The organism is Gordonibacter sp. (assembly GCF_036667095.1).
Taxonomy (GTDB): Bacteria; Actinomycetota; Coriobacteriia; order Coriobacteriales; family Eggerthellaceae; genus Gordonibacter.
Map to the genome: position 1 here is coordinate 1,322 of NZ_JAVWUP010000064.1, position 12,850 is coordinate 14,171.

9 protein-coding genes are annotated in these 12,850 nt (G+C 59.7%); 8 read left to right on the forward strand and 1 reads right to left on the reverse strand.

The window, feature by feature from the left end; genetic code table 11:
- The first annotated feature begins 201 nt into the window (after positions 1 to 201).
- From RR842_RS07480 to leuS, 3 genes are all read left to right on the forward strand, one after another.
- The gene (locus RR842_RS07480; protein WP_332729367.1) at positions 202 to 1,071 is read left to right on the forward strand and encodes a protein kinase; all 870 of its coding nucleotides are present in this window, start codon (positions 202 to 204) and stop codon (positions 1,069 to 1,071) included.
- 115 nt (positions 1,072 to 1,186) lie between these two features.
- Positions 1,187 to 2,176, forward strand: coding sequence for an FHA domain-containing protein (locus RR842_RS07485; RefSeq protein ID WP_332729368.1), 990 nt, complete (start codon positions 1,187 to 1,189; stop codon positions 2,174 to 2,176).
- A gap of 146 nt (positions 2,177 to 2,322) precedes the next feature.
- The gene (gene leuS, locus RR842_RS07490) at positions 2,323 to 4,896 is read left to right on the forward strand and encodes a leucine--tRNA ligase (protein WP_332729369.1); all 2,574 of its coding nucleotides are present in this window, start codon (positions 2,323 to 2,325) and stop codon (positions 4,894 to 4,896) included.
- Positions 4,897 to 5,107: 211 nt separating this feature from the next.
- Here leuS and RR842_RS07495 read toward each other — a convergent pair whose 3' ends face one another.
- Positions 5,108 to 7,252 (reverse strand): aldehyde ferredoxin oxidoreductase, encoded by a 2,145-nt coding sequence (locus RR842_RS07495; RefSeq protein ID WP_332521393.1) that lies wholly within the window; start codon positions 7,250 to 7,252, stop codon positions 5,108 to 5,110.
- Between the two features lie 360 nt (positions 7,253 to 7,612).
- On the opposite strand from RR842_RS07495, the gene RR842_RS07500 reads away from it, so the two are divergent.
- From RR842_RS07500 to nrfD, 5 genes are read left to right on the forward strand one after another with little or no spacing between them, the layout of a single operon-like run.
- Positions 7,613 to 8,374, forward strand: a complete 762-nt coding sequence (locus RR842_RS07500; RefSeq protein WP_332513644.1) for a ferredoxin-like protein — start codon at positions 7,613 to 7,615, stop codon at positions 8,372 to 8,374.
- A 57-nt stretch (positions 8,375 to 8,431) separates the two neighbouring features.
- Positions 8,432 to 9,115 (forward strand): molecular chaperone TorD family protein, encoded by a 684-nt coding sequence (locus RR842_RS07505; RefSeq protein WP_332554095.1) that lies wholly within the window; start codon positions 8,432 to 8,434, stop codon positions 9,113 to 9,115.
- A 59-nt stretch (positions 9,116 to 9,174) separates the two neighbouring features.
- Complete coding sequence (locus RR842_RS07510; protein WP_332722225.1) at positions 9,175 to 11,376, forward strand: molybdopterin-dependent oxidoreductase; 2,202 nt, start codon at positions 9,175 to 9,177, stop codon at positions 11,374 to 11,376.
- The gene (locus RR842_RS07515; protein ID WP_332513640.1) at positions 11,376 to 11,918 is read left to right on the forward strand and encodes a 4Fe-4S dicluster domain-containing protein; all 543 of its coding nucleotides are present in this window, start codon (positions 11,376 to 11,378) and stop codon (positions 11,916 to 11,918) included. The genes RR842_RS07510 and RR842_RS07515 overlap by 1 nt, the downstream gene beginning before the upstream one ends.
- Positions 11,919 to 11,924: 6 nt before the next feature.
- Positions 11,925 to 12,818 carry an NrfD/PsrC family molybdoenzyme membrane anchor subunit gene (gene nrfD, locus RR842_RS07520; RefSeq protein ID WP_332513638.1) on the forward strand — a complete coding sequence of 298 codons (894 nt, stop codon included), beginning with the start codon at positions 11,925 to 11,927 and terminating at the stop codon, positions 12,816 to 12,818.
- The last annotated feature ends 32 nt before the right edge of the window (positions 12,819 to 12,850 follow it).

A 12,850-nucleotide genomic window follows, 5' to 3' on the forward strand; every position in this document is an offset into this window, starting at 1 on the left:
GTGCGTAGACGCCCAGCAGCTTAGTGAGCCAGGTGGCGAAATGGGGGACTGAACATGTGTGCCTGTTCCGCGTTCGACGTTGATTTCTGTGCGACGGAGTCGAGTTTTCGATCTGCCGTCCTTGTTTCGAAGAGCCGGCATGCGAAGGTGTACCGATGCTGCTTTGCGCAACCCGGCTCATCGGACGAGCAGCCTTGCTGTGTGAAGACCATACAGGCAGACGGCCCGTTCTTGCAGCATCAGCTTAGCCTGTTCTCGCGTATCTCTGAAGCGTTCTGTGGTCGTGAAGCCGATGCAGGAACCATCGAGCGGGGGATGCCGCCCCTTTTGCAGTTTGGGGTTATTCCTGCGCTCGACCGAGAGAAATACGAGGCGACGCTCTACGTAGTGACTCCCTGGGTTGAAGGACGCACCCTGAACCGCCTGGTTGCAGAAGCGGTGCAGGAGAGGCGTTCCATTGCTATTTCCGAAGCGCTTGTCTTGCTCCGTGCCGTGGCCGCTGGTTTGCGAGACTTCAATCGCTGCGAAGCCGGGGCTTGCCTGGTCCATCAAGACATCAAGCCGTCCAATATTCTGATAGCGACAGACCCGCGGTTGCATGCTGTCGTCATTGACCTCGATACCGCATTCTTCCTCGATGAGATACCGCAGGAGATACCGTATGGTTCGTGCGGGTACACGGCTCCCGAGGGCATTTCCCGTAGGGGCGTATGGCTGAACGAGGCAATGGACGTGTTCTCGTTTGGGGTGGTCGCCCACGAAGTGCTTACGGGGTGCTGGCCTTATCCGTTTCAGCCGCGGTTTGGTGACGACCTTCGATTCTGGGTTTCTCATTACCGACGGAAAGATGCTTTATGCGTAAGCGAGGGCCTGCCCTCCGACATACGCTCGCTGCTCGAGTCGTGCGTCTCGCTCGACCCCCAAGAGCGTCCTTCGTACGAGAGCCTCGTCGAACGCCTCGATTTGCTGGTCGATCGCTATGTTGAAATGCACGGCTTGTTCTGCGTATTCGAGCCGGGTATCGGCTCTTCCCGCATGCTTGAAAACTTGGCAATTTCAGACACGTTTTAGGGGCCAATGAGCAAAGCAATGGTATTGCGCAATAGTGAAAGTCCTTTAATACGAATACCCTAATGGTTATTTATCTGCGTATACGAGTGTCGGAAGTGGCGGACAAGGGGTTGACGTGCGGTTGGGGACGAACACTGAGCAGGCGAGAACGTTCGATGTGCCGGGCGAGAATGATGGGTGGCATACGGCGTTCTACTATTTTGCCGAACATGTCAGATCGCTTTCTCGCGGGCATGTCAACCATAAGATACTCTACTCGTATCTGGGAACGAACGGCCATTACATCAACCACGACAATCCGACCATACGAAAAAGGACGGCGGCGGTCTTGTCCCGTCTTATCCATACCCAACGCTACGTGCAGGACTTCCAGCAGAGCTACGAGAGGGACCCGCAGGTGTTCGATCGTGCGGCGTTGCTGCTCTGCTCGAGCCTTTGCGACTTTGCCGATTATTCCGAAAAGGAGCTGGTGGCGTACTTTTGCGGACCGCTGTGGATCGATGTCGAGCGCGGCATGGCCTACGAACATGAGGATGGGCGCTCAACGCTCAATCTGAACCGCATTGCACATGAGATGTGCTCTCTGTTTGCCCGCTGCGAGGTGCTCGCGTTGAAGCGCGGCGTTAAGCCCTTGACCCTGATCGCTTCGTCGTATTTCCATCTGTTGACGTTCGGATGTCTCGATCTGCGGCTTGTTTACGAGATCGCAGACGAAACGCAGCTTATGGCGCTCGGGGATGCCAAAGAGACCGTCAAGCAAGGGGCACGTGCCTGCTTGATCGGCTACTGCGCCTCTGAAGAACACGCAGTGGTCGACTGGTGGGTTTTGGGGTCGGAGCGCCCTTTCGTTATCGGTCGCTACACCGATTGCGACCTCATCGAGACGAGCCCAAGGGTGTCGCGACGCCACTGCCGGATCGTCCATCGTGACGGGTGCTGGTATTTCGAGGACAGCGAGTCGAAGCACGGAAGCCTCATACTGCGCGACGGCAATGTCGTGTACGACTCCGATCGCGACGGCTGTTCGCCGTTCAAGCTCTCGTTCGGCGATCGCATCACCCTTGCAGGCGTGTCGAACTACTGGTTCGGCGCCCTGCTTGCTTGAGGTTGGGAAGTTTTGTGGTGCTCGGATGGTTGTGTGCGTGTATACCGATTGCCTGATGATGGCGGCGAATAGCTTTCTGCGAACGGGTCAAGACTGCTACAATGGGCAATCGCGATGTACCGGTGCACTCCGAGAAAGATACCGCTATGAAACCTTACAATCCGCATGAGATCGAGCCTCGCTGGCAGACGCAGTGGGCCGACGAGGACCTCTACCGCGTAACCGAGGATGCTTCCAAGCCGAAGAAGTACGTGCTGGAGATGTTCCCGTATCCCTCGGGCGACATCCATATGGGGCACGTGCGCAACTACACCATCGGCGACGTGGTGGCGCGCTTCTCTAAGATGCGCGGCTTCGACGTGCTGCATCCTATGGGTTGGGACGCATTCGGCCTGCCCGCCGAGAACGCGGCTATCAAGCGCAATAGCCATCCTGCCACCTGGACCCATGCCAACATCGACACGCAGAAGGCCAGCTTCAAGCGCATGGGCTTCTCCTACGACTGGGACCGCACTGTCGTGGCGTGCGACCCCGAGTACTACCGCTGGGGCCAGTGGATATTTTTGCAGATGTGGAAGCGCGGCCTGGTCGAGCGTCGCAACAGCCCCGTGAACTGGTGCTCGCATTGCGAGACGGTGCTGGCTAACGAGCAGGTTATCGAAGGCAAGTGCTGGCGCTGCGACAACGAGGTGGAGAAACGCGACCTGACGCAGTGGTACCTGAAGATCACCGACTATGCCCAGGAGCTGCTCGACGATCTGGACCAGCTCGATGGCTGGCCCGACCGCGTCAAGCAGATGCAGGCCAACTGGATCGGCCGCTCGGAGGGTGCCGAGATTGACTTTTTGCTGTGCGACCGCACTGGCAACGCTCCGGCCGATCCGATGGCAGACGACACCATTACGGTGTTCACCACCCGTCCCGACACGTTGTTCGGCTGCTCATTCTTCCTGCTGGCCCCCGAGTACCAGGGCCTTATGGAGCTGGTCGAAGGCACCGAGTACGAAGCTGCCGTGCGCGAGGTTGTCGAGGCGGCCTCCAAGGTGAGCGCTGTCGAGCGGGCGCAGGGCGATCGCGAGAAGCATGGCGCCTTCACCGGCCGCTACATGGTGAACCCCGTCAACGGCGAGAAGGTGCCCGTGTGGGTGGCCGATTATATCGTGAGCGACTACGGCACCGGCGCGGTCATGGCGGTGCCCTGCGGCGACCAGCGCGACTTCGAGTTCGCGCGCAAGTACGACCTGCCTATCATTCCCATCATCTTGGGCGACGAAGATCCGCTGTACGCGCAGTTGAACGGCGTGCAGGAGCGTTGCGTGACCACGGTCGACTGGGATCATGCCTACGATGCCGAGGGTACGCTGGTGCAGTCGGGCAAGTACACCGGCATGACGGGCGGCAAGCACAGCCCGGCGGTGGATGCCATCATTGCCGATCTTGCTGCCGAGGGCAAAGGAAAGAAGACGGTGCAGTTCCGCCTGCGCGACTGGCTTATCAGCCGCCAGCGCTACTGGGGAAACCCCATTCCGGCCGTCCACTGCCCGACGTGCGGTTTGGTGCCCGTGCCCGAAAGCGACCTGCCGGTGCGCCTGCCCGAGGACATCGATCTGGCTGCGGGTGAGACGCTGGCCACGCACGAGGCGTTCGTGAACACGACGTGCCCCGTGTGCGGCGGCCCTGCCAAGCGCGAGACGGACACGATGGACACGTTCACGTGTTCGAGTTGGTACTACCTGCGCTACACCGACCCGCACAACGAGGAGCTGCCGTTCGCGCCCGAGAAGGCGAACCGTTGGATGCCGGTCGACCAGTACATCGGCGGCATCGAGCACGCTATCCTGCATTTGCTGTACAGTCGCTTCTACACGAAGGCGCTGCGCGATATGGGCATGCTCGACTTCGACGAGCCGTTCATGAACCTGCTCACGCAGGGTATGGTGCTCGACGAGCACGGCGACGTGATGAGTAAGTCGAAGGGCAACGTCATCTCGCCCGAGGAGATGATCGCCGGCTACGGTGCCGACGCGGTGCGCGCTTACATCCTGTTCATGGCGCCGCCCGACAAAGAGCTGCAATGGAACGAGGACGGCCTGGCCGGCATCTACAAGTTCATGAACCGCGCGTGGCGTATGGTGTGCGACCTGGCGGGCGCTGCCGACGAAGAGACGCTGTTCCAGGCGGGTGCCTCCGAGAGCGAGGGCGAGCAAGCGCTCAAGCAGCTCGTGCGCGAGCGGCATCGCGTCGTAGGCAAGGTAGTGGACGACTTCGCGCGCAACAACTTCAACACGGCTATCGCCGCCATCATGGAGCTGACGAACGCCGCAAGCGACTACCTGCGCAAGTGCTCGGCCGAGGAGCGTGCTGCTTGTACGTTCTCGCGCGACTTCGACCGCGAAGTGGCCGAGGTTATCGTGAAGCTGATGGCCCCCATCGCCCCGCACTGGGCCGAGGAGCTGTGGCAAGACGTGCTGGGCCATACGGGTTCGGTGCACGTGCAGCCCTGGCCCGAGTTCGACCCCGAGCAGGCCAAGGCCGACGAAGTCGAGCTTGCCGTGCAGGTGAACGGCAAGGTGAAGGCCAAGATCGTGGTTGCTGCCGATGCCGCCGAGGACGACGTGAAGGCTGCCGGCTTGGCTTCTGTGGAAGCCGCGCTGGAGGGCAAGGATGTGAAGAAGGTCGTCGTGGTGCCTGGCCGTTTGGTGAACATCGTCGTCAAGTAGCTGCTCGCAAACCAGGTTTTGAGCTGCGTGCCCAACTGTTGTCACGGCTCAGGGTAAGGTCTTATGCAAGGCGAGAAGTCTCATGTAAACCGCACTGCCTTGCATAAGTAAATTGTGCAAGTAAAGAAGCCCTTCGAAAATACGAAGGGCTTCTTTATAGGGAGCAGATGCCGGGGGGGGGGGTGGGCATCCGTCCTAAGGAGTAGTCTGCTTACGGCAGCAGGTTCAAGGACTGCAACTCTTCCTTCACGTCGGCCATGCCGTACTCGTCAAGACAAGCGGCCGTCGGGCAGCCCAGCTTCTCGTCCCAGCCGAACTTGGCGTAGACCATGCCCAGTGCCGTTTGGAAGTCGTCGCGGTCCATCTTGTCGGTGCCTTCTGAGAACGCTTGCTTGTCAGGATCTTTGTCGAATGCCCACGTGGTAATAACGTCGTGGTCCTCGCGTAGGTTATTGTTGCCCATCGAGCCGTCGGCTTTGGTCATACCGCGCACGGTATTGGCACGCTGCAGCGTCATGATCTTGGCGCCAGCCTTGTACAGGTCGTCGGTCGTTACGTCCTCGCCGGTAACGGCTTCGAAGAACTTGGCTTCCAGATCCAAGTCGCCTCGGTAGTCGCGGGCCTTAGTGGGGCTCATGGTCATCGGCCATACCCAGTTGCACAGCGTGAGCGAATCGTGCAGCACGTCGGTTACGACCGACCACCAAGCGAAGTTTGCCTTGTGGTCGTTCATGGGGGTGTAATTTTTGTCCTTGTCAATGGCATCGGCACCACCCCAAACCTCTTCGGCAATCTGCTGCTTCAGCTCGAAGGGAAGGCCGCAGCCCTGGAAGTTCACGGCAGAGTGGATCATGTCGTCGCGGTTGAACAGCATGTTGTACACAGCACCCACCTGGCCGAAACATTCGATGGAGTGGTGTACGGGCCAGCCGCGGTAGTTTACCAAGGTGGATTTAGCGTTGTCGAACCACTTCTGCTCGCCCCAGCGCTCGCACCAGACGTACGGGCCATGTCCAAGATAGGATATCTCGGAATTATTTTGAGATATCTTGGTAATAATGTCTACCATAATCGAAGGATCGCGGCGGTCGGCGTCGAATTTGCCCCAATCGATAGAAGCGTATTCGGCTTCGGGCAGCACGCGCTTAAACACACCGGCGGTGTGGCAGTAGGCGATGTCGCGATAAATCTGCGCGTAGTTGCACCACAGGCCCATGTTGTCCATGGTGTTGGATGTCGTGGTGTCCCACAGCACGCTCAGATCGCCGTTGCCTTCTTCCTTCAGCCCCATCTTCAAGAAGCCCTCCATGTAGGCGCTCACCGGGAAGTTGGCGGCGCAGGTGCTACCGGAAGTCTCGTAGCCGCTCGTAGCCTTGGCGCCCTCGACGCGCAGGTCGGAGTAGCAGTGGATGGGGCAGCTATGGCAGCCATTCATCTTGATGGTGTACTTCTCGGCTGCGGGTCCCAGATCCTTAGTGGCCTTCATGCAGCGATAGCCCACGGTGTTGATTTCGCCCGGCTTCGGCTCGCCTGTCTCGATTGGCTCGCCTTCGGCGTCGGCCCAGTACAAGCCTTTGCGCGCTGTCCAACGAGAGCCCTTGTCGTAGTATTCTGCCCACTCTTGCTGGGTGGAAGGCACTACGTGGTTGTTGTTCGAACCGATGATTTCACGCAGCATGTAGTCGGAAAGGTCGGCGACCGCTTGGGGATCCTTCACGTTCACCGAGCCGTTGCCCTCGACGACGACGGCCTTGCACATCTTAGATCCCATGACAGCACCCACGCCTGCACCGGCAGAGTGGTTGCGGGAGTTCATGATGACGGCATAGGGAACCAAGTTCTCGCCAGCAGGACCGATGGTGGCAACGCAGGCATTCGTGCTCTCCATGCGGCTCAGCGCCTCGGTGGCCGGACGGGTGCCCAGGCCCCAGATAGGGCTTGCATCCTTGATCTCGACTTCGTCGTCCTTGATGTTGATGTAGACCGGATGGTCTGACGTGCCCTCGACGACGAGCGCGTCGTGGCCGGACAGCTTCAGCTTGGCGCCGAGCATGCCGCCGCAGTGCGCGTCAATGATAAGGTGGTCTTTCGAGAACGTCGAAAGGCTGCAGATGGTGGTGCGGCCGGCTAGGGGGACGCCCGATGCCGTCAGCGGGCCCACGGCGAACACGATCTTGTTCTCGGGGGAGAGCGGATCGGTACCGGCGGGCACTTCGTCGAACATAATCTTGTTGGCGAGGCCCATGCCGCCGATGTACTCTTTGTAGGGGTCGGTCGGTTGCGTCGTGATCGAGCCCGTGCTCAGATTGACGCGGAGAATCTTACCGGCCCATCCATACGATGTTTCGTCAGCCATATTGCATCTCCAAATCTTTGGATAACTGATTCTTTAGGTTCGTGTTGTGTGGGAACCTGCAGATGCTTGTTCGAGCGCCGACAAAAATCGTCTTGGCCAGTATGCCAATCGATAAGGTCAGCGTATCCCCTCTTTGAGGGTAATTTCGCAAAGTAGCCGGTCAATGGTAAGAATTCCCTTAAAGAGGGGATACCCCTTTTCGTGCAGAAGGCATACTTGCAGACGTTGTGTGGTACTTGTGGAAGGAATCGTTCGAGCGCAGCCGCCGCTTGCAGCCAGGGAATAAGACCGGCGCAGCGGCAGGCAAGGGAGGAAACAAACACACTCACCGTTACTACGTGAGGGAGGGAGTACCAGGCTATGTCAGATACCAATCTGAACCAGAACACCTCCGAGGACCAGAACGTCCCGGCAGCTGCGCCTGAGGCGAACGGAGCCGCGTCCGTGCCTGAGGGTGCTGGCGTCGAGGGGGAGCCCAAGCAGAAGACTTTCACGCGTCGCAGTGTGCTGGCCATGGCCGGCTGCGGTGTCGCCGGTCTCGTGGTTGGCGGCGTACTGGCTTCATGGGGCGTCACGTCTGCGTCGATCGCCTCAGGGCGCATCGAGCTGCGCACGACGCCCACGAAGATGATCGTGACGGATCGTGCCCGTTGTTCGGGCTGCCAGCGCTGCGAGATGTCCTGTACGCTGAAGAACGACGGCCGCGTACAGCAAAGCATCGCCCGCGTGCGCGTGTGGCCGAACTACAACTTCGGCGCGAACGTCGGCGGCACGGATGGCAGCTTTAAAAACTGCCAGTTTACGGTGGAACACTGCAAGCAATGCGCCGATCCTGCTTGCGCGAACTACTGCCCCGTTCATGCTATCCATAGCGACGAGAAAACGGGCGCACGCGTGGTCGATCCCAAGACGTGCATTGGCTGCGGAATGTGCCACATGGCCTGTCCGTGGAACATGCCTGTCGTGGATACCAAGACCGGCGTGTCGACGAAGTGTGTCTCGTGCGGCCGTTGCGCTGAGCAGTGCCCGAACGGCGCTATCAAGTTCATCGACTGGGAAGACATTGCCCAGAAGGTGATCGACCAGGGCATTGTGCGCACGACGACCATCGTTTCGGCATAACGTCCCGGCAAACCATGATGTATTCACGCTTACGCTGATGAAAAGGAGGGGAGGACGATGATGGAAGACGAGGCGGTATTCTCTGTTCTGTCGAAGTGTTTTGCGCCGGTTGACGAGGCCGACTGGAAGCACTTGACGGGGAATGCGGCATGGTCCGAGTTCTTGGACGGGGTCCGTCGTCTGTTGCAAGACGACCGGCCGTTCGGTTCGGCCCTCAGCCCTCTCGCACGGACGCGCAAACGCTGCCCGCTCCAGGAATTCCTTTCAGCGGGCGAGGTTGATGCACTGTTCTGCCCGCCGCCGTTCGCGGAAAAGAACCTGTTCTTCGCGCGGCATTTTACCGGAGGGTTGGCCGACTCGGCATTGCCGGTGGAGTCGCTGTACTCCACGTGGTCGGTCGTTCCGGGCGAGCAGACGCCGTTTCCCCAGGCAAAAGGGCTTTACCTCAGCGATGCGGCGCGGTATCTGCGCGCGCTGATCGCTTCGATGGGCTTGTCGGTTCCCGACGAGTTCTCGGACTGCCCCGACCATCTGGCGTTGGAGCTGGACTTGCTGGCCGTCATGCTGCGAAGCGGCATGCAAAGACAGGCAGGACAGTTTCTCGCCGAGCGCCTCGAGTGGCTTACCGCTTATCGGATGAGGCTTCTGGAACTGGGAGACGAAGCGCGGTTCTACATTGGGCTCATTGACGTGCTCTTGGGCATTCGTGCCCAGCAGGGCGCGGCTGTTCTGAGCGCATGAGATACGGTGCCATCATGGAAACGAGACACACGGGCATGCATATAGAGAGGAAGACAGCTATGTCAGAAAACGCTATAACCAGGCGCAGCTTCCTGGCTGGGAGCGCGGGAGTGGCTGCACTCACCGCAGCATCCGGCTATGTGAGCTTCAGCGCTTGGGAGCAGGCGCATGCTGATGACGCAGCACCGGTCGGTGAGACCAAGACCGTTCACACGCTGTGCAACGCCTGCTCGAGCAAATGCGGATTCACGGCTTACATCGTCGACGGGCGCCTGACGAAGCTCATCGGCGATGCGGACCATCCTTACGCAAAGAACAAACTGTGCGCTCGCGGGTACGGCTACTCGCAGATCGCCTATTCAAAAGACCGCCTGACCGATCCCCTGAAGAAGAATGATCAAGGCAAGTTTGAGGCAATTTCATGGGAGCAGGCTTACCGCGAGATTGCCGAGAAGACGAAAGGTATTATCGGATCGGATGGTGCCCAGGCAATTGCGTTGGTGCACGACCCGCGTCCGTCAGGCAAGTTTTATGCCTCCCGCTTTATGAACGCATTGGGCTCTGCCAACGTGTACACCCACGGTGCCGCCTGTAATCTGTCCAAAGAGTCGGGTATGACGCAGGCCATCGGTGCCGGCAACTATGCGTCGGACATGGCGAACTCCAAGATGACCATGTTCATCGGGCGCAGCTACGCCGATGCCATTCGCCCCAGCTCGGTCATGGAACTGCAAAAGGCCCACGAGCGTGGTGCGAATATCGTGCTGGTTGACCCGCGTTGCAACAACAGCCGCGTGTTCGCCAACGAATGGGTGCCCATCAATCCCGGCACCGACCTCGCGCTGGTGCTGGCTATGTCCAACGTGCTTATCACCCGCGGGCTGTACGACAAGGAATACGTTACCGCCAACGGGGTGGGCTTCGAGGAATGGGCCGCGGCAATTGCCGACCATACCCCGCAGTGGGCCGAGGGAGTCACCGGCATCTCGGCCACGACCATCGAGCGTCTGGCCGTCCAGTTCGCCGAAGCGGCGCCGGCTGCATCCATCGAGTCGAGCTGGCGTGGGGCGTTTGGCTGCTCGTACCAGAACTCGGGCGAAACGGGACGCGCCATCTGCCTGTTCAACACGCTTCTGGGCTGCTGGAACCAGAAGGGCGGCGCACTGCTTACCGGGAGCGTGTCTCCGGCGGCGCTTGACAAAGAGAAGTTCCCCTCACCTCCAAAGCCTGAGGCGAAGATTGCAGGTACGGCTGAGTACCCGCTGGCCCTCAAGGGCATGGGCACGAACCTCTTTGCTGCCCAACAGGCCAAAGAAGGCGCCATCAAGGCCATGTTCTTCTACAACTCGAACATGGCGGCCGGTTACTCCAATACCGCCTACCTGGCCGAAGCGTTGGGCAACCTGGACCTGAACGTGGTCATCGATGTGCAGATGTCTGAGACGGCGATGCTTGCCGACTACGTGCTGCCCGACACCAGCTACCTCGAGCGCACGGAGATTCCTGAGTTCATCGGCGACGTGGTGCCTGCGGTTGCGCTGCGCAACCAGGCTATCGAGAAGGTGCATCCGAACACCAAGCCCGTCGACGTTATCTTCTCCGAGTTGGCGGAAGCGTGCGGCGTGGGCGAGTACTTCAAGTTCAACGTCGAAGAGCTTGCCGATGCGCAGCTGCAGACGGTGGGCCTGTCGCTTGATGCGCTTCGCCAAACGGGTACGGCTACGTTTCCTGAGAAGACGTTCAAGTACGGCTCGACGCCCAAGTGGAAGACGCCTACCGAGAAAGTGCAATTCACCAGCGAGGCGTGCGAGAAGGCGGGCTTGTCTGCCAGCCCTGTGTGGGTGGAGCCGCTGACCATGCCCATGGGCAACGAGCTGCGCCTCATCGGCGGCAAGCAGGCAATACACAGCCATACGCAGACGACGAACATCGAAGACCTTATGCAGATCACGAAGGACTACGATCTGACGCGTGTGTGGATGAATGCCGAGAAAGCGGCCCAGCTGGGCATTGCCGATGGCGACGAAGTGGAGGTTTCCAACACCCAGCACACGGGCCGTTGCCGCGTGAAAGTGACCGAGCGCATCAACCCCACGGCCTTGTACATGCCGAGCCACTACGGCTGCTCGTCTCCTGAGCAGCACACGGCCTACAACGTGGGCCTGCGCCAGATGGACTTCGTTCCGTTCCATATGGAGCCTGCCTATGGTGCGGCGATGACGCAGGAGACAACCGTCACGGTGAAGAAAGTAGGTGCGTGATGGCTCGCTACGGAATGCTCATCAATACGAAAAAGTGCATTGGCTGCTATGCGTGCCGCGTGGCATGCCAGCGGCAAAACGACCTTCTTCCGACGCAAGATTTCATCCGCTACGAAGAGCGCGAGTTCGGCACGTACCCCAACGTGAGCATTGAGACGGTGCCTTTGCAGTGCATGCACTGCGAGGATGCGCCGTGCGTGTCGGTATGCCCCACGGGGGCAGCTTACAAGGGTGCCGATGGCATCGTGGGCGTAGACCACGGCCGCTGCATTGGCTGCAAGTACTGCATGGCCGCGTGCCCCTACCAGGTGCGTGTGTTCAGCGAGGCAACCGGTACGGTGGATAAATGTCGCTTCTGCACCGTTGCTGCTGAAACCACGGGGACCGATATGTGCTCGTGCGTGGAGGCCTGCCTGACGGATGCGCGTATGTTCGGCGATCTGGACGACCCTGACAGCGATATCTCGAAGGCCATCGTCGCCGAGCACGCACAGCCTATTGCGGGCGACCTGACCAAAGTCAAAGTATTTTACGTGAGGTGATGAACGATGACGTTTGAACCTATTTGGGGTGCCATCATTGCATGGTACCTGTTCCTCGCCGGACTCGGCGGCGGCGCGTTCGTGACCTCGGCCTTCCTTGGCTGGAGGCATCCCGAGGCTGTGAACATGCGCAAGATCGGCCACCTGATCGCCCCTATCGTGGTCATTATCGGCCTGGTGCTGCTGATGTTCGACGCCGAGGGCGGTCTGCACAACCCGCTGCGTTTCGCGCTGTTGCTGACGAATTTCGGTTCGGTGATGACCTGGGGCGTCGTGTTCCTGGGTGCGTTCACCGTTATCTCGATTGTAGTCGTGGTTCTGGACTTCATGAAGAAGTCGGTGCCGGTATGGCTGGACATCGTGGGCGTGGTGTTCGCGGTGTGCGTGGCGGTGTACACCGGCGCGCTCTTGGGTGTATGCAAGACGTTCCCGCTGTGGAACAACGCTCTGCTGCCCATCCTGTTTCTGGTGTCGGCGGTGTCCACCGGTGCCGCCTCGGTGCTGCTCATCAGCATCTTCAAGCATGCTGATGAGTTCAACCGTGTGGGGGTGCTGAAGAAGTTCCACTTCTGCCTGCCTATCATCGAGCTGGTGTTAATCGCCTCGCTCATGTTCATCACCAGCTTCAACTCGCCTGCGGGTTGGAACTCGGTCATGAATCTGCTTATCGGCTCGTATGCGCCGGTGTACTGGATCGGCCTTGTCGCGGTTGGCTTGGTGTTGCCGACGGCGCTTGAGACGTGGCTTCTGTTCTTTAGCCCCAAGGAGTTCGAGGAGAGCCGCAAGGCCCACTGGATCAGTGCTGCGTCGGATGCGGGCGTACTGGTCGGCGGCTTTCTGCTGCGCTTCCTGATCGTGGTGGCGGCCCTGCCTATCACGATGGTCGTGCCTATGATGTAGGCGGCGGCTGCTCGCACTACCTGCATGGCAAA

Excerpts from the sequence above, each read along its gene's own strand:
- leuS (WP_332729369.1), top strand. The coding sequence starts at position 2,323 with ATGAAACCTTACAATCCGCATGAGATCGAGCCTCGCTGGCAGACGCAG.
- RR842_RS07495 (WP_332521393.1), bottom strand. The coding sequence starts at position 7,252 with ATGGCTGACGAAACATCGTATGGATGGGCCGGTAAGATTCTCCGCGTC.
- RR842_RS07500 (WP_332513644.1), top strand. The coding sequence starts at position 7,613 with ATGTCAGATACCAATCTGAACCAGAACACCTCCGAGGACCAGAACGTC.
- RR842_RS07505 (WP_332554095.1), top strand. The coding sequence starts at position 8,432 with ATGATGGAAGACGAGGCGGTATTCTCTGTTCTGTCGAAGTGTTTTGCG.
- RR842_RS07510 (WP_332722225.1), top strand. The coding sequence starts at position 9,175 with ATGTCAGAAAACGCTATAACCAGGCGCAGCTTCCTGGCTGGGAGCGCG.
- RR842_RS07515 (WP_332513640.1), top strand. The coding sequence starts at position 11,376 with ATGGCTCGCTACGGAATGCTCATCAATACGAAAAAGTGCATTGGCTGC.
- nrfD (WP_332513638.1), top strand. The coding sequence starts at position 11,925 with ATGACGTTTGAACCTATTTGGGGTGCCATCATTGCATGGTACCTGTTC.